This is a genomic window from Variovorax sp. GW460-12-1-14-LB1 (genome assembly GCF_059423605.1).
In genome coordinates, this window is record NZ_JBWKYF010000006.1 from 102276 (window position 1) to 119789 (window position 17514).

A 17514-nucleotide genomic window follows, 5' to 3' on the forward strand; every position below is an offset into this window, starting at 1 on the left:
GCTTACTTGTCGTTGTGCAGGTACGTCGCCTGCTTCGGCAGCAGCAGGCTGACCAGGAAGGCCACGCCCATCATCGCCGTCACGTACCAGTAGAAGTACGACTCGTGGCCGATCGACTTCAGGCCCAGCGCCACGTACTCGGCGCTGCCGCCGAAGATGGCGTTGCCCACCGCGTACGACAGGCCCACGCCCAGCGCACGCACTTCGGGCGGGAACATCTCGGCCTTCACGATGCCGCTGATCGAGGTGTAGAAGCTCACCACCGCCAGCGCCAGCGTGATCAGCACGCCGGCCATCAGCGGGCTGCTCACGCTTTGCAGGTTGCTCAGCACGGGCACCGTCATCAGCGCGCCCAGGGCGCCGAACAGCAGCATGTTGCTGCGACGGCCGATGCGGTCCGACAGCGCGCCGAACAGCGGCTGCATGCACATGTACAGGAACAGGCACGCCGTCATCACGTTGCTGGCGGTCTTGATCGACATGCCGGCCGAGTTCACCAGGTACTTCTGCATGTAGGTGGTGAAGGTGTAGAAGATCAGCGAGCCGCCGGCCGTGTAGCCCAGCACCACGAGGAAGGCGCGCTTGTGGTGCTTGAACAGCTCGGCCACGCTGCCGGCGCCCTTGGCGGCGCGGGTCTTGGTGCTGGCGGTTTCGGTCAGCGTGCGGCGCAGCATCAGCGCCACGACGGCGGCCAGGGCACCCAGCACGAAGGGAATGCGCCAGCCCCAGGCCTTGAGCTCGGCCTCGGTGAGCAGCTGCTGCAGCACCACCACGGCCACCACGGCCAGCAGCTGGCCGCCGATCAGCGTGACGTACTGGAACGACGAGAAGAAGCCGCGCTGGCCGCGCATGGCCACTTCGCTCATGTAGGTGGCCGTGGTGCCGTACTCGCCGCCGACCGACAGGCCCTGCAGCAGGCGCGCAGCCAGCAGCAGCGCGGGCGCCCAGGCGCCGATCTGCGCGTAGGTGGGCAGGCAGGCAATGACCAGCGAGCCCACGCACATCATGACGACCGAGGTCACCATCGAGGTCTTGCGGCCCTTGCGGTCGGCCAGCCGGCCGAACAGCCAGCCGCCGATCGGGCGCATCAGGAAGCCGGCGGCGAACACGCCGGCGGTGTTCAGCAGCTGGACCGTCGGGTCCGACTTGGGGAAGAACGAGGGCGCGAAGTAGATCGCGCAGAAGGCGTAGACGTAGAAGTCGAACCACTCCACCAGGTTGCCGGACGAGGCGGCAAAGATGGCGAAGATGCGCTTGCGCTTTTCCTCGAAGGTGTAGGGGGTGGTGTCGCGGGTCGCGTCCGGGCTGGAAGCGCCGGCGCTCGTGCTGCTGCTGGCAATGGCGGTCATGCGGGGGGTCCTTGTCTCTGGCTGCAGCCCCCGCGAAGCCCGCGGAAAGCCGTGCCGGGGAGTCTGGTCCGCCGGGGGCGCGCTGTCGTCCGTAGCCCCCGCCCGCGGGGCTACGTACCGGTACGCAGGGGTAAACCCTAAGTTCTAGAGTCCATGCTCCCGCAGGAAGCGGTCCAGTTCCAGGCTGCTCGAAAAGCCCAGCTTCGCGAACATGTGCGCCCGGTGCGTTTCCACCGTACGCAGTTCCAGCGGTGCCAGTTCCTGCGCGATGCGCTTGTTGGGCAGGCCTTCGGCCACGAGCCGGGCGACCTGCATCTCGCGCGGCGTGAGCTTGGCCCACAGCGCCTGCGCGGCCTGCCGGGCCTGGCGGCGCACGGCGATCTCTTCGGCTTTCTGCAACGCCTTGGCGATGCTGTCGAGCAGGCGCTCGTCGTTGCAGGGCTTTTCCAGCCAGCCGAAGGCGCCGTTCTGCACCGCCTCGACCGCCATCGGGATGTCGCCGTGCCCGGACAGGAAGATCACGACCAGCGGGCTGTCCTGCGCGCGCAGCGCGTCGAACACCTGCAGGCCGCTCATGCCTTCCATGCGCAGGTCGAGGATGGCGCAGCCCGGGCGCTGCAGGTCGGCGCCGGCCAGGAAGGCCTCGCCCGAGGCAAAGGCCTGCACCGCATGGCCGCGCGACAGCAGCAGCAGGCCCAGGGAGCGGCGCACGGCCTCGTCGTCGTCGACGACGCACAGGTGGTTGGCAAGCAGGGGTGCGTTCACGGGGAAGCCTCCAGTTCGAGGGTGAAGACCGTGCCACCGCCGGGCCGGTCGGCAAAGGACAGCCGGCCGCGATGGGCCTCGACGATGGTGCGGCAGATGTTTAGGCCCAGCCCGAGCCCGCCGGCCTTGGTGGTGAAGAACGGCGCGAAGACCTGCTCGGCCAGCGCGGCGTCGATGCCGGGGCCGTGGTCGGCGATGCGGATGTGCACGCGGCCTTCATGCAACTCGGCCTCGACCTCGACCACGCGCCGGTCGGGCGGCGTGCCCTGTTCCATCGCCTGCAGGCTGTTCGACAGCAGGTTCAACAGCACCTGCTCGAGCAGCACGCGGTCGCCGCGCACCGGCGGCAGCGCGGGCGGGATGCGCACCTCGGCGCGCACCTGCCGCTGGCGCATCTCGCCCTGCAGCAGCGCCAGCGCATTGCTCACCAGCGCGGCCACGGCGCAGTCTTCGGTGCCGGCGGTACGCTGGCGCACGAAGCCGCGGATGCGCCGCACGATCTCGGCGCTGCGTTTGGCCTGCGCCACGGTCTCGTCGAGGCTGCTGGCCAGGAGCGGCTGGTTGCCCTGCGCGGCGAAGGCCTTGGCGGCGCTGGCGAAGTTGCTCAGCGCCATCAGCGGCTGGTTGAGTTCGTGGGCCAGCGTGGAGGCCATCTCGCCCAGGCTGGCCAGGCGCTGCGCGTGCTGCAGCTGCTCGTCGTTCTGGCGCTGGCGCAGCTCGGCGCGCTTCTGCTCGGTGATGTCGACCACCGAGCTCATCCAGCCACTGTGGCGGCCGTCGGCGTCGATGAGTCGCGCGGTGTAGACCATGGTGATGACCTCGTGCCCGTCGCGGTGCCGCAGGCGCGACTCGAAGCCCGAGCGCGCGGGCTGCCCGCTCATCATGGCCTCGTAGTGGAACCAGTGCTGCGTCACGTCGTCGGGGTGCCAGTAGGGGTACGGCGGCAGCCGCCCCAGCAGCTCGTCGGCGCCGTAGCCGGTCATCTCGCAGAAGGCCGGGTTGACGTAGATGATGCGGCCCTGCAGGTCGCGCGCGCGCATGCCGACCAGCAGCGAGTCTTCCATCGCCTTGCGGAAGGCATGGGCCTGGTCCAGCTCGTGGGTGCGCTCGCGCACGCGCAGCTCGAGGTCGCGCCGCGCGTCGCGCTGTTCGGCGAAGCGGCGCTCGCGCAGCCGCCAGTACAGCGCGCCCAGCAGCAGCACGCCGGCGCCCAGCAGGCCGAGCATCCAGGTGCGCTCGCGCGCGCGGGTGACTTCGGCGTGGTCGGCCATCACCGTCAGGGTCCAGCCCAGGTCGGGCAGCGGCTCGTCCACCGCAAGAAAACGGCGCGCCTTGCCGCCGACCGTGGTGCGCACCAGGTAGCCCGGCGCGCCCTCGATGTGTTCGACGCGCCAGGGCAGTGGCGCGAAGCGGGTGCGCGCGCCGTACTGCTGGTCGTGCTCGATGCCGGCCAGGTCGGCGGGGCTGAGCGCCCGCGTGGCCTGGTACATCCAGCCCGGCACCGAGCTCAGGAACACGATGCCGCGCGCGTCGGTCAGCAGGATCGGATCGCGCACGAAGGCCCAGGCGTCGTGCAGCTGGCGCAGGCTGACCTTGACGGTGACCACGCCCAGCACCTCGCCGCCGCCCTCGGCGCGCACCGGCGCCGACATGAACAGCCCCGGCTCGCCCGTGGTCTGGCCCACGCCGTAGAACAGGCCGCGCCGCCCGGCCCGCGCGTCGAGAAAGTACGGCCGGTTGGCGTACGACTCGCCGACGAAGCTCTGCGGCGTGGCCCAGTTGCTCGCCGCCAGCGTGAGGCCCTGCGGGTCGGTGAGGTACAGCGCGTCGGAGCCCGCGAGGCGGTTCACTTCCTCGATGTGGTGGTTGGCGCGCTGCCGCGCGGCGGGGTCCTGCGGGTGGGCCAGCACGGCCAGCACGTCGGGGTGCATGCCGGCGGTGAACGGCAGGTAGCCGTACTTGCCGGCGGCGTCGCGCAGGCCGAGCACATGCACTTCCATGGCGCGGCGGATCGAGTCGGCCTGGAAGTTCGCCTCGCGCCGCGCGGCCCACTGGCCGGCCACGGCGATCAGCAGCAGCGCCAGCGCGACGGCGCCCGCCCAGGCCACCAGCGCACGGCGGCGGGAACGCGCCGGCGATGCAGAAGAAGAGGAAGCAGGAAGAGACGGTTCGGGCGTGAGGGGCGGCATGGGAGGCAGGTCCGCAGGTCCGGCCGGCGCGGCGTGCGGAATTTTGCCCTGATCCGCGGGCCGGCCCTCCCTCAGGCCGCCGGCCGCAGCAGCCAGCGCACTTCCTGCGTCTGCTCGCTCTCGGGGTAGCGGGCCTCGAGCGTCGTGAGGATCGGCTGCGCCATGTCCGTGCGGCCCAGCCCCTGCACCAGCGCGCGGGCCGCGAGTTCGTAGGCCTGCGGGATCGCCGCGTGGCCGCGGAAGCGCTTGTCGAAGCCCGACAGCAGCGCCAGCGTGCCGTGCGCGTCGCCGCCGCGCCATTCGGCGCGGGCCATCGCGATGACCATCGCCGGGTCGTCGAGCACGAAGGTCTTGTCGATGGCGCGGCAGGCCTTGAAAACCTTCAGCGCATCCGATGCGAGGTCGCGCCGCATCAACAGCGGAATGAAGCGGCGCGCGTGGTCGAACAGCGTGTCCTTCTTCTCGGGCATGAGCGCCAGCACGCGGTGGTAGCGGCGCTGCGCGGCCAGGTCGTCGGCGTCGGCGGTGCGCTGCGCCTCGTAGGCAATGCCCAGCGCGGCGGCCAGGTCGCCGTCGGTGATGCACTGCGCCACCTCGGCGTCGGTGCGCTGCGCGGCGATCTGCGCGGGCGTGCGGCGGTCGGCCGGCGCGCCGATGTCGGCGCCCGCGCCGGGCACGAGGTCGATGCCGAAGGCGTCGTGGTGCTGGTACATCACGTAGCCCAGCAGGCTGGCCATCACCCAGCCGAAGTAGATGAACGCGAAGTTGACGATCGGCAGCACGATGCGCCCGTCGAACACCGGCAGCACCATCGAGATCGCCACCTGTGCACCCGTGCTCAGCAGGAACAGGAAGAAGCACAGCAGCGCATAAGGCCAGCCGATGGTGCGCATCGCGTCCATCACATAGCCCGGGTTCATGGCCTGGAAGAAGCTGCCCGACTGCACCAGCACGATCACCGCCGCCGGGAAGGTGAAGGACATGATGAAGAGGCCCACCGTGCCCAGCACCGGCTCGTACCACGCGAGCCAGCCGATGAGCATCGTCTGCACCAGCGAGATGGCGAAGAGCTTCCACGGCAGGTAGGTCCACTCGTCGCTCGACTCGCGCCCGAAGTCGGCCGAGTCGCGGATGCCACGCGCACCCAGCGCAATGACCTTGAAGCCGTAGCGGCTGGCCGCCAGGATGATGCCGACCTCGATGACGACGAAGGCCAGCGCATCGGGCAGGAAGAACACGGCCTCGAACAGCAGGCTGCAGAACGACAGCACCAGCCCGTAGGCCAGCGGCCGCAGCTGGAGCGGAAAGGCGAAGAAGCTGTTGAGGCGGTGCCAGAACGGCGGAGGCGGCGGCAGGGAGTCGCGGTCGATCATGGCGGGGCCTGTTCAGCGGCTGCGGCTATTTGCGGAAGAAATCGCTCTGGCTCATGGCGCCCGCGCCGCCCATGCGCACGACCGTGGCGTCGCTGGAATGCACGAGGCGCATCTGGCCGAGCTCGCGCTCCAGGCGCTGGCTGAAACTGGTCTTGTACTGGAGCGCGGCCTCGCCCATCTTGAGCACGCTGGTGCCCGTGACGACGGCGCTCTTGCGGTCGGTGGCCACCTCGACGGCGTCGATGTGGTACTCGTACTCGATGGTGAGGATGCCGCCCATGCGGTCGCCTACGGCGCGGAACAGCTCGAAGGTCTTCTCGACCGCCTCGCAGGCTTCCTCGCGGTTGTGGCTGCTCTCGACGGTGCGGCCCATCATCGTGACCTTGCTCTCGATCACCGCCTTACGGCTGAGCTGCTTGCACAGCGCTTGCGCATCGCGCGAATAGATGGCGTGCGCTTCCTTGCGGTAGTAATCGCGCGCCATGGCCTCGTCGAGCTTGCGGCCGCCGATAAAGAAATACCACGCGCCCACGCAGAGCGCGATCACGATCGCAATTTGCTTCATTCCCGCCCCCGCGCGCACGCGGTCCCGCTCCGTTTTGCGGCGCAGTATACGTTGCCGAATGTTTCCAAACGGCGGCGGGATGAGGGCTCTTAACGCGTCAGCTGGCGCGATAGAAGATGTAGTCGGCCTGGTACTTCACGACCTGTTTCTGGCCCAGGTTCGTGGCGCCACAGGCGGCGGCGGGGGCCACGCCGCCCTGCGTGGCGACGCGCTGGATGTAGCTCACGCCCTGCATGGCGCCCATGCCGGTGGCGGGGTTGGCCTTCACCAATTGGTGGGGAATGTTGCCGGTGCCGTTCGGCGCCACCGCCACCTGTGTGGCCGTGACCTTCGAGCCGTCCGCGTTCTCCCAGGTGGCGGGCGGGCCGTAGTACTTGCCGACCTGCTTGCCGGCGCGGTCCATCAGCTTGGCGTCGGGGCCGACGAAGACCCATTCGTGCGCGCCCGGCGCGTTGGCCTTGGCGCGGCATTCGTAGGTGATGTCGCCGGCGCCCACGGTTTCCATGGCCACGCGGTGGCCGGCGGGCACCTTCACGGCGTCGGGCAGGCTGGCCTGCGAGAACATCGGCGCGGGCTTGGCGCCCATGCCGGAACAGGCGGCCAGGCCGAGCGCCGCTGCGGTGGTGGAAGCCAGGACGGTCAGGGTGCGGATGTGCATGGTCGTTTCCTCGGTGTCTGTTTGATCGGTGAAAGAGAAAGAGCCGCCGTCTGGAGTTCTGCATCTCGACGCCCCCTGTCCCGTGTACGCAGCCCGGCGGCCAATGGATTCAGGCGGGCCGCGCTGAATCCGCCGCCCCGGCCGGGCCGTACCTCGGACATGCGCACCGATGCCCCACAATCCGCGAATGACAGCCCCCAGCCCCGACGCCGAACTGATGGCGCTGATCGACCGGATCGGCCATCGCGACGAAGCCGCCCTGCGACAGCTGTACGACCGCACCGCGCCCCGCCTCATGGGGCTGGCGATGCGGGTGGTGCGCCAGCGCGAGTGGGCCGAAGACGTGCTGCAGGAGTCCTTCCTCACCATCTGGCGCGTGGCCGGCGACTACCGTGCCTCGCTGAGTCCGCCGCTGGCCTGGCTGGGGCTCATCGTGCGCAGCCGCTCGCTCGACCTGCTGCGCCGCCGCACCGCCGACCGCGCCCAGCTCACGCAGGAGTTCGACGAGCTGATGGCCGACACCTTCGAATCCGACACGCCCAACCCGGCCGACATGGCCGATGCGAGCGAGCAGGCCTGGGCGCTGCACCAGTGCCTGAGCCAGCTCGAGGGCCGCCAGCGCGAGGTGGTCAGCCTGGCCTACCTGCGCGAGATGAGCCACGGCGAACTGGCCGAACAGCTCAAGCTGCCGCTGGGCACCGTGAAGACCTGGATCCGGCGCGGGCTCGAGAAGCTGCGCACCTGCATGGGCCGCTTCGCCTGACCACGAGACCCGCCCCATGAACCTCCTTGCCCACCCCGAACTGCTCGAACTGCTGGCCGCCAGCCATGCGCTGGGCACGCTGCGCGGCGGCGCCCGCCGCCGCTTCGAAACCCTGGCGCGCGAGCAGGCGCCCGTGCGCGCCGCCGCGCTGGTCTGGCAGGGCCGGCTGGCCGGCATGACCGAGCTGCAACAGCCGGTCACGCCCGACCCGGCCGTCTGGACCCGCATCCGCAACCTGATCGACGCCGAGCAGGCGCAGCAGGCCCTCGAGCGGCAGCGCGACAACGCCGCGCCCATTGCCTCTGCATCGACGGGCGGCTGGCTGCGCAGCCTCGCGCTGTGGCGCGGCGCCGCCGCGGCCGGTGCGCTCGTGGCCGTGCTGGCCGTGGGCGTGGGCCTGAACCTGCGCGAGCAGCTGGTCAACGCGCCCGCCGTGCAGTACGTGGCCGTGCTGTCCGACGACAAGGCTGCCGCCTCCATGCTCGTGACCTTCGACCCGAAGAAGAAGCAGCTCGTGCTGCAGCGTGTGGGCAGCTTCCGCGAAGGCGCCGACAAGTCGCTGCAGCTGTGGGCCCTGCCGCCCGGCGGCGCGCCGCGCTCGCTCGGCGTGCTGGACAATGCACCGGCGCTGCGGCTGGCCGCCTCGGAATCCGATGTGCGCGTGCCGGCGCTGGCGATCAGCCTGGAGCCCAAGGGCGGCGTGCCGAGCGCGGGCGGCCCGACCGGGCCGGTGCTGTTCCATGGGCCGCTGATCGAAAAAACGCTCTGACCCTGTCCTGAATTTCTCCGCTTCCGTTCTCTTTCCGATGCCTTCGATGAAATCCGCGCTGGCGGCCACCGCCGCCCTGCTGCTGGCAACCGCCGCCTTCACCGCCCAGGCCCAGACCGCGGCCGCCGCCTTCCCCTACGAAGCCGACGGCGCCACGGCCGCCGACACCACCTCCGCCTACCTCGCCGCCAAGGCCCGCTGGCACAACGAACTGGCCGCCTTCGCGCGCGCCGACCAGGAGCGCTTTCCGGCCCCTGGCGGCGTGGTGTTCGTGGGCAGCTCCACGGTGCGCATGTGGACCCGCCTGTCGCAGGACTTTTCCCGCGTGCCGGGCGGCATCGTCAACCGCGGCTTCGGCGGCTCGACGCTGGCCGACTGCGCCCTGTTCGCGCGCGACCTCGTGGTGCGCTACAAGCCCCGGCAGGTGGTGCTCTATGCGGGCGACAACGACCTGGCCGAGGGCCGCACGCCGCTGCAGGTGCTCGACAGCTTCGCGCGCTTTGCCAACGCGGTGCGCGCCGAGCTGCCCGACGCGCGCATCAGCTTCATCTCGGTCAAGCCCAGCCCGTCGCGCGAACAGCTGATGCCGCAGATCCGCGAGACCAACCACGTGATCTCGGCCTACCTGAACCTGCTGCCCAACAGCGAGTACATCGACATCCACACGCCGATGCTCGGCGCCGACGGCCGCCCGCGCCCCGAACTGTTCCGCGGCGACCGGCTGCACCTGACGGACGAGGGCTACCGGCTGTGGCAGTCGGTGGTGGCGCCGCATCTTCCGATGCCGCCTGCGGCGCCAGTTGCGCCGACCAACGCGCCCTGATCAGGGCGGCGGCAGCAGGTCCTGGTATTCGGGGAGCGTGAGCAGCTCCAGGTCGGGGAACTTGCGCACCGCCGCCTGGATGTTCTTCAGCGTCTGCACCATGCGCGCGCGCACCGTCTTGCGCACCCAGGCCTGGTCGTCGGGCGAGAGACTGGACAGGTAGTAGGCGCCCGGCACGCAGCCGTGCAGGAAGTTCTCGGCCTTCGCCTTGGCTTCGTTGAGCCGCTTCGCGTGGACCTGGGCGATCACCTGCGTCAGGTCGGCGCCCGGTGAGGCCTTGCGCGCATCGTTCAAGGCCGACATCGTGGGCCCGCTGCTCTCGAACGACGCAGGATGGCAGTGGACCCACGACAGGAACATCCGGTCGGCCGCCGACTGGCGATCCGACCCATCGAAGTCGATGCGCCCGCTCAGCTGTTTCGCCGCGTCGGCATGGCCGTGTTCGGCCCCGAGCCAGCGCCAGCGCAGGCCCTCGCTCCAGCCGGCGCCACGCCCGAGAAAGACCGCCAGGGATTCGTAGGCAGGCGGATAGCCCTCTGCCGCCGCCGAGCGAAGGTCTTCCATCGCGCGGGCGCGGGTCGCGGCATCGACCTCCGAGCCCAGCAGGAGCGCCGAACCACGGCGCACACGGCCAAGGGCGGAGCTGCTGTCGAGTGCGATTTCGCAGGCCGACGAATAGTTCGGGCTGTAGCAGTTCAGCCAGCGCTGCACTTCCTGCTGCACCGCCTCCGGCAGCGCCGCCTGCGCCGCCGCACCCCACGCCAGCACGCAGGCCGCCAGTGCACGTCTCCAAAGCACGGAATCGATCATCGCCCTCCCCCTCTTCTCAAAAAAACGAGCGGCGCTCCCTGCAGACACCTACGCCGGTGCAGGCTCCGAAGGCACATCGTCCGCCGGCGGCGGCACGTCGGCGCCGCGCGTGAAGCGCGCCACGAAGTACATCCCCGCGAACACCGCCGCCAGCAGCAGGCCGTCGCCCCACCAGGGCCGCGCCATCTGGTTGTCGCCATAGAAGGCCAGCACCAGCAGCACCGCCACGAGGTGCGCGCAGAACACCGGCAGCGAGGCCGAGCCCATGGCCTCGAGCCAGTGCAGGCGCGGGATCTTGCGCATGAGCCAGGGCCCGAAGCGCACCGCCAGGATGCCCAGCGCCACCAGGTTCACGATGCGCAGCGGGCCGAGCTGCCACTTGTCGAACAGCAGGTTCATTTCCACATCGCCGCCGAACGGCGCCTGGCCGTTGATGCCGGTGTGGCGCCAGTAGAAACCGTACAGCGCGATGCCCGCCGCCAGCACCAGCAGCCAGGCCGGAAAGCGCAGCGGCCGGGCCTCGGGCGCGTTGCGGCTGGCGCCCAGGCACAGGCCGGCGAACCACAGGAACTGCCAAGCGTAGGTGTTGAAGGCGCCCATCTCGTGGAACGGCACCGGCACGCCGAGGTAACGCACCGCCAGTCCGTAGACCCATTCGCTGAGCCCGAACTGCGCCATCGCCCAGACCGTGGCGCTGGCCACCATCACGAGCGTCCAGCCGTGGCGCATGGCGAAGGCCAGCACCCAGGGGCTCATGAGCATGAAGAAGATGTACATCGGCAGGATGTCCAGCAGCGGCGGCTCGTAGATCAGCAGCAGCCCGAACAGGAAACCGTCGCGCGGCTCGGCCAGGTAGTACGACACGAGGTTCTTGACCGCCGGCTGGTCGATGTGCACGCCCAGCGCGGCGATCACGGTGAACAAAAACAGCAGGATCGCCGCCTGGCACAGGTAGACCTTGAGCACGCGTCGCCAGAAGGCCTGGCGCATCGAGTCGACCCCGCGCACGTGGCCGATGCGGCTGTAGACCAGCCCCGCCACGAAGGCCGACAGCAGCACGAAGCCCTCGGCGGCCGACACGAAGCCGAAAGGCTGGCCCAGCGGATCGGTCAGCCGCGTGGGCAGGTGGGTGACGGTCATCAGCACGAGCATCAGCCCGCGCAAGGCGTCTATTTCCCAGTAGCGTTTCATTCGGTCGGCGGCGAGGTCTTGGTGGCGGTCTGCGCAGCGCACGCACGACGTCAGCGATTGTAAGAAGACCGGCGTACGTCGACAGAACGCGCGCTTCAAACACGGACGGCCTATGACGCTTGGCACTCCCGGAGCGCCATGCAAATCGGCTACGCTGCGCGCTGCCTCAAGGTGGAGAACTCCGTGAACCGTTTCATTCCGACATTGCTACTGGCCGCCGGCGCGCTCGCGGCGGGCCCGGGCTTTGCACTTCAGATCACCAGCCTGACCCCGCAGGGCGAAGTGGCGCGCGTGCGCCAGGTCGTCGCCAAATTCGATCAGGCAGCGGTCAACTTCGGCGACCCCAAGGCGCCCGCGCCGCTCACCGTGAGCTGCTCGGACGCGCAGGCCGGCAAGGGCACCGGCCGCTGGACCGACGCCAAGGCCTGGGTCTACGACTTCGAGAACGACCTGCCGCCCGGCGTGCGCTGCTCGGTCACCCGCATTCCCACCTTCAAGCCCGCCGGCGGCGGCGAGCTGACCGGCCCCGAACGCTATCAATTCAATAGCGGCGGCCCGTTCGTGCGCAACTACATGCCGGGCACCTATGCCCGCATCGACGAACAGCAGATGTTCGTGCTCGAGCTCAACGGCGCGGCCACGATCGACAGCGTGCGCCAGAACGTCTGGTGCGCGGCCGACGGCGTCGGCGAACGCATTCCGGCCAAGCTGCTCGAGGGCGAGGCGCGCACCGAGCTGCTCAAGGCCTTCCATCGTGAGAAGGAAGCCGCGAAAGATCCGCTGCGCTTCATCACGATGCAGTGCAACCGCACGCTCACGCCGGGCGCCAAGGTGCAGGTCGTCTACGGCAAGGGCGTGGCCACGCCGTCAGGCGTCGCCAACAACGTGGAACGCCGTTTCGACTACCAGGTGCGCGAGCCCTTCGCCGTGTCCTTCACCTGCGAGCGCGAGAACGCGCAGGCCGCCTGCCTGCCGCTGCGCCCGATGCAGCTGCAGTTCAATGCGCCGGTGACGCGCAAGGTGGCGTCGCAGATCGTGCTCAAGGGCGACGGCAAATCGATCAAGGCCACGCTCGAAAGCGGCGGCGGCTCGCAGAACGACGACGACGTGGTCAACAGCGCGAGCTTCGGCCCGCCGCTGGCCGAGAGCACGCAGTTCAGCATCGAGCTGCCTTCCGGCTTCCAGGACGCCTCGGGCCGCGCGTTGGGCACGCCCGGCAGCTTTCCGCTGAAGGTGGCGACTGGCGCGATGCCGCCGCTGGCCAAGTTCGCGGCCTCGCCCTTCGGCGTGATCGAGCGCCTGGCCGAGCCCGGCACCCCGGCCATGATGCCGGTCACCGTGCGCCGCGTGGAGCCGCAACTCATGGTGCAGGCGCTCACGCCCGGCAAGGTGAGCGACCTCAACCCCAAGACCGACGCCGAGATCATCGCGTGGTACCGCAAGGTGCGCCGCTACGACAGCTACACGGTCAGCCGCGACACCGCGCGCCGCGACGTGAAGGGTGCCCTGCCCCCGGTGATCGACAAGAACGAACGCTCGCACGTGCAGACGCGCATGGTGTCGCTGCTTGGCGGCCAGCCGGGCGTGAAGGCCCTGAACATGCCCAAGGCCGAGAGCGGCGACCCGCGCCCCTTCGAAGTGGTCGGCATCCCGCTGACGCCGGGCTTCCACGTGCTGGAGATCGCTTCGCAGAAACTCGGCGAAGCCCTGCTCGACGAACGCTACAACGCCGGGCGCACGATGTACGTGCGCACCACCGCGCTGGTCACCAACCTGGCGGTGCACTTCAAGCTGGGCCGCGAGAACTCGATGGCCTGGGTCACCACGCTCGACAAGGGCAAGGTGGTGGCGGGCGCCGAGGTGCGCGTGTCCAGCTGCGACGGCAAGGCCGTGGCCACCGGCACCACCGACGCCAGCGGCATCGTGATGCTCAACGGCGTGTCGCCCGATGCCCCCAGCTGCAACGGCCCGAACGAGTACGAAACCAGCGTCTGGTTCGTGAGCGCGCGCGCCAAGGACGACAAGGGCGTGGAAGACCTCGCCTTCACCTGGAGCGACTGGCAGCGCGGCATCGAGCCCTGGCGCTTCAACGTGCCCACCAGCCTGGACGTGCGCCCCGACGGCATCGCCCACACCATCTTCGACCGCACGCTGCTGCGCGCCGGCGAGACGGTGTCGATGAAGAGCCTGCTGCGCACCCAGACCAGCAAGGGCTTCGGCCTGCCCGAGAACCGGCCCGACACGCTGGTCGTGACCCACATGGGCAGCGGCCAGCGCTTCACCCAGCCGCTGGCCTGGCGCAAGACCGCCACCGGCGGCCTGAGCGCAGAGAACAGCTTTGCCATTCCGCCGGCCGCCAAGCTCGGCGTGTACCAGGTCGAGCTGCGCAGCGGCGACGGCACCAGCGACGAAGGCAACAACCGCACCTACTCGACCGGCATCTTCCGCGTCGAGGAATTCCGACTGCCCGTGCTCGAAGGCCGCATCGCGCCCACCGAGAAGAAGCCGCTGGTGGCCGCCACGAGCGTGCCCACCGACGTGCAGATCAACTACGTGGCCGGCGGCGGCGCCGCCAACCTGCCCGTGCGCGTGTCGGCCATGGTGCGCGGCAAGGGCCTGAGCTTTTCCGACTACGACGCCTTCAGCTTCAACCCGCCGCGCGCCGCCGGCGACGGCAGCGAAGCCGCCACCGCGGCCGACACCAGCGCCGGCGAGGAAGACCTCAACAGCGTGAACGACACCCGCGTGATCGCCGACAAGCTGCCGCTCACGCTGAACAAGGACGGCGCCGGCAAGGTCACGATCGACAAGGTGCCCAAGGTGAAGGCCGCGCGCGAGCTGCTGCTCGAAGCCACCTACGCCGACCCGAACGGCGAGGTGCAGACCATCCGCAGCACGCAGACGCTGTGGCCCGCGTCGGTCATCGCCGGCATCAAGACCGAGGGCTGGGTCTCGACCAGCCAGAAGCTCAAGTTCCAGGCACTCGCGCTCGACCTCACAGGCAAGCCCCAGGCCGGCGTGACGCTCAACGTGCGCGCCGTGGCGCGCATCACCACCACCAGCCGCAAGCGCATGGTGGGCGGCTTCTACACCTACGACAACAAGACCGAGACCAAGGACATCGGCACCGTCTGCTCCGGCAAGAGCGATTCGCGCGGCCTGCTGCTGTGCGAGTCGGAGCTGAAGGAAGCCGGCGAGGTCGAGCTGGTGGCCAGCGCCACCGACAGCGACGGCCGCAGCGCCAGCGCCGTGAGCTCGGTCTACGTGACCAAGCAGGGCGAACTGTGGTTCGGCGGCGAGGACAACGACCGCATCGACGTGCTGCCCGAGAAGAAGAGCTACCAGCCCGGCGAGGTCGCCAAGTTCCAGGTGCGCAGCCCGTTCCGCTTTGCCACCGCGCTGGTGGCCGTGGAACGCGAAGGCATCATCGAAACGCACGTGGTGCAGCTCGACGGCAAGGACCCGACGGTCAGCCTGCAGGTCAAGCCCGAGTGGGGCCCGAACGCCTACGTGAGCGTGCTCGCGCTGCGCGGGCGCCTGCGCGAAGTGCCGTGGTACAGCTTCTTCACCTGGGGCTTCAAGGCGCCGCGCGAGTGGTGGACCGCCTTCTGGTACGAGGGCAAGGAATACGTCGCGCCCACCGCGATGGTCGACCTGAGCAAGCCCGCCTACCGCCTGGGCATGGCCGAGATCCGCGTCGGCACGCGCGCGCACCAGATCGACGTGACCGTCACCAGCGACAAGCCCAGCTACCCGATCCGCAGCAAGGCGCAGGTCACCATCACCGCCAAGCTGCCCGACGGCAAGCCGGCCGCCGGCGCCGAAGTGGCGCTGGCCGCGGTCGACCAGGCCCTGCTCGAGCTCATGCCCAACGACAGCTGGAACCTGCTCAACGCGATGCTGCAGCGACGCAGCTGGGGCGTGAGCACCTCCACCGCGCAGATGGAAATCGTCGGCCGGCGCCACTACGGGCGCAAGGCCGTGCCCGCGGGCGGCGGCGGCGGCAAGGGCCAGACGCGCGAACTGCTCGACACCCTGCTGGTGTGGAACCCGAAGATCGTGCTCGACGCCAACGGCCAGGCCGTGGTGACGGTGCCGCTGAACGACGCGCTCACCACCTTCAAGATCGTGGCCGTGGCCGATGCGGGCACCAGCCTGTTCGGTACCGGCCAGGCCAGCATCCAGGCCACGCAAGATTTGCAGATCATCAGCGGCCTGCCGCCGCTGGTGCGCGAGGACGACCAGTTCCGCGCGCAGATCACCTTGCGCAACACCACGCAGAAACCGATGAAGGTGGAAGCCACGCCGCGCGCCACGCTGCTCACGCTCGAGACGCAGACCGTCGACATCCCGGCCGGCGAATCGCGCGAGGTGGCCTGGAACGTGACCGCGCCCGCGCAGCTCGCGCAGACGCGCGCCGAAGCCATCCTGTGGGAGATCGAGGCGAAGGACACCGTCGGTGGCGCGCGCGACGCGCTCAAGGTGCGCCAGCGCATCGTGCCCGCCGTGCCGCTCACGGTGCAGCAGGCCACGCTGGTGCAGGTCGACGGCCCGTTCACGCTCGACGTGGCGCCGCCCGCCGACGCCCTGCCCGGCCGCGGCGGCCTGAAGATGTCGCTGCAACCCAAGCTGGCCGAAGGCCTGCCGGGCGTGCGCGACTGGTTCGCCAACTACCCCTTCAGCTGCCTCGAGCAGAAGACCAGCAAGGCGGTCGGCCTGCGCGACGCGAAGATGTGGCAGGGCGTGCTGGCCACGTTGCCCACCTACCTGGACAGCGACGGCCTGGCCAGCTACTTCCCGCCGCGCGATGGCGAAGCCAACCGTGGCAGCGACATCCTCACGTCGTACCTGCTCGCGGCCACGCACGAAGCGGCGCAGCTCAACCCCGCCTTCGCGCTCGCCGACGACGCGCGCGCGCCGATGGAGTCGGGCCTGATCGCGTTCGTCGAAGGCCGCGTCACGCGCGAGTTCTGGAGCCCGCGCAAGGACCTGGACGTGCGCAAGCTCGCCGCGCTCGAAGCGCTCTCGCGCTACGGCAAGGCCAAGGGCAGCATGCTCGGCAGCATCACCATCGCGCCGAACCAGTGGCCCACCAGCGCGGTGATCGACTGGGTCAACATCTTGAAGCGCGTGAACGACGTGCCGCAGCGCCAGCAGCGCCTGGACGAGGCCAACAACGTGCTGAAGGCGCGCCTGTCGTACCAGGGCACCAAGCTCATCTTCAGCACCGAGCAGGACGACTACTGGTGGTGGCTCATGACCAACGGCGACGTCAACACCGCGCGCCTGCTGCTCACGGTGATGGACGACCCGGCCTGGAAGGACGACATCGGCAAGCTCGCCAACGGCTTCATCGGCCGCCAGCAGAACGGCGCCTGGCACACCACCACCGCCAACCTGTGGGGCGGGCTGGCGCTGGAGAAGTTCAGCAAGGTGTTCGAGAGCACGCCGGTGGCCGGCGTCACCGCCGCCACGCTGGGCGCGGTGAAGGCGCAGGTCGACTGGAGCAAGGTGGAGCGCGTGAAGGCCAGCGACGCAACCGGCGCCCCGAACCAGACCACGATGTTCGGCGCGCCCGCCTCGCCGGGCAACCTGCGCAACAACACGATGTTCCTGCCCTGGTCCGCATCGCCCACGGGTGCGCCCGTGCGCGACACGCTGCTGGTCACGCAGCAGGGCACCGGCAAGCCGTGGCTCACACTGCAGTCGCTGGCCGCGGTGCAGCTGAAGGCGCCGTTCGCGGCGGGCTACGCGCTGAAGAAGACCGTCACGCCGGTCGAGCAGGCCGTGGCCGGCAAGTACACGCGCGGCGACGTGCTGCGCGTGAGCATCGAGGTCAACGCCAGCACCGACATGACCTGGGTCGTGATCACCGACCCGGTCCCGGGCGGCGCCACCATCCTGGGCAGCGGCCTGGGCCGCGACTCGCAGATCGCCACGCAGGGCGAGAAGAAGTCGGGCAGCGGCTGGCCGGCGTTCGAGGAACGCAGCTTCGAGGCCTTCCGCAGCTACTACGAGTACCTGCCCAAGGGCGTCGTGAAGATGGAATACACCGTGCGCCTGAACAACGTCGGCGACTTCGCGCTGCCGCCCAGCCGCGTGGAAGCGATGTACGCGCCCGAGATGTTCGGCGAGACGCCGAATGCGCGGGTGAAGGTGGAGGCGGCGAAGTAACGGGGCACCCCACGGTGAAGGCGGGCCGTCATCCCGCCTTCACCGCGCCTCGGCACCATCGCGACGAACCCACCACCTGGAGAAC

At 69.7% G+C, this 17514-nt stretch carries 12 protein-coding genes; 4 read left to right on the plus strand and 8 right to left on the minus strand.

Going from position 1 to position 17514, the window contains the following annotated elements; translation table 11 throughout:
- Nucleotides 1–2: 2 nt before the first annotated feature.
- The 6 genes from AC07Y4_RS05075 to AC07Y4_RS05100 all read right to left on the minus strand — a co-directional run bounded on the left by AC07Y4_RS05075 (nt 3) and on the right by AC07Y4_RS05100 (nt 6899).
- Nucleotides 3–1349 (minus strand): MFS family transporter, encoded by a 1347-nt coding sequence (locus AC07Y4_RS05075; RefSeq protein ID WP_070062216.1) that lies wholly within the window; start codon nt 1347–1349, stop codon nt 3–5.
- 144 nt (nt 1350–1493) lie between these two features.
- Nucleotides 1494–2114, minus strand: coding sequence for a response regulator transcription factor (locus AC07Y4_RS05080; protein ID WP_056572153.1), 621 nt, complete (start codon nt 2112–2114; stop codon nt 1494–1496).
- Nucleotides 2111–4303: an ATP-binding protein gene (locus AC07Y4_RS05085; protein WP_495274273.1), complete on the minus strand. Its 2193-nt coding sequence runs from the start codon at nt 4301–4303 to the stop codon at nt 2111–2113. The genes AC07Y4_RS05080 and AC07Y4_RS05085 overlap by 4 nt, the downstream gene beginning before the upstream one ends.
- Before the next feature lie 71 nt (nt 4304–4374).
- Nucleotides 4375–5676, minus strand: a complete 1302-nt coding sequence (locus AC07Y4_RS05090; RefSeq protein ID WP_492684656.1) for a hypothetical protein — start codon at nt 5674–5676, stop codon at nt 4375–4377.
- 25 nt (nt 5677–5701) lie between these two features.
- Nucleotides 5702–6241, minus strand: coding sequence for a hypothetical protein (locus tag AC07Y4_RS05095; RefSeq protein WP_095949599.1), 540 nt, complete (start codon nt 6239–6241; stop codon nt 5702–5704).
- Nucleotides 6242–6338: 97 nt separating this feature from the next.
- Nucleotides 6339–6899: a DUF3455 domain-containing protein gene (locus tag AC07Y4_RS05100; protein WP_495274274.1), complete on the minus strand. Its 561-nt coding sequence runs from the start codon at nt 6897–6899 to the stop codon at nt 6339–6341.
- 187 nt (nt 6900–7086) lie between these two features.
- Here AC07Y4_RS05100 and AC07Y4_RS05105 point away from each other — a divergent pair, with 187 nt between their 5' ends.
- The 3 genes from AC07Y4_RS05105 to AC07Y4_RS05115 are packed head-to-tail and all read left to right on the plus strand — an operon-like array spanning nt 7087 to nt 9254.
- Complete coding sequence (locus AC07Y4_RS05105; RefSeq protein ID WP_235944176.1) at nt 7087–7662, plus strand: RNA polymerase sigma factor; 576 nt, start codon at nt 7087–7089, stop codon at nt 7660–7662.
- A gap of 16 nt (nt 7663–7678) precedes the next feature.
- Nucleotides 7679–8431, plus strand: coding sequence for an anti-sigma factor (locus tag AC07Y4_RS05110; protein ID WP_495274275.1), 753 nt, complete (start codon nt 7679–7681; stop codon nt 8429–8431).
- Nucleotides 8432–8477: 46 nt separating this feature from the next.
- The gene (locus AC07Y4_RS05115; RefSeq protein ID WP_495274291.1) at nt 8478–9254 is read left to right on the plus strand and encodes an SGNH/GDSL hydrolase family protein; all 777 of its coding nucleotides are present in this window, start codon (nt 8478–8480) and stop codon (nt 9252–9254) included.
- On the opposite strand, the gene AC07Y4_RS05120 is transcribed toward AC07Y4_RS05115, so the two are convergent.
- Together AC07Y4_RS05120 and opgC are read right to left on the minus strand one after the other, a co-directional pair.
- Nucleotides 9255–10052 carry a hypothetical protein gene (locus tag AC07Y4_RS05120; protein ID WP_495274276.1) on the minus strand — a complete coding sequence of 266 codons (798 nt, stop codon included), beginning with the start codon at nt 10050–10052 and terminating at the stop codon, nt 9255–9257.
- A 60-nt stretch (nt 10053–10112) separates the two neighbouring features.
- Nucleotides 10113–11255: an OpgC domain-containing protein gene (gene opgC / locus AC07Y4_RS05125; protein WP_062474337.1), complete on the minus strand. Its 1143-nt coding sequence runs from the start codon at nt 11253–11255 to the stop codon at nt 10113–10115.
- Between the two features lie 183 nt (nt 11256–11438).
- Here opgC and AC07Y4_RS05130 point away from each other — a divergent pair, with 183 nt between their 5' ends.
- On the plus strand, nt 11439–17429 hold the full coding sequence (locus tag AC07Y4_RS05130) for an alpha-2-macroglobulin family protein (RefSeq protein WP_495274292.1): 5991 nt from the start codon (nt 11439–11441) through the stop codon (nt 17427–17429).
- Nucleotides 17430–17514 lie beyond the last annotated feature (85 nt).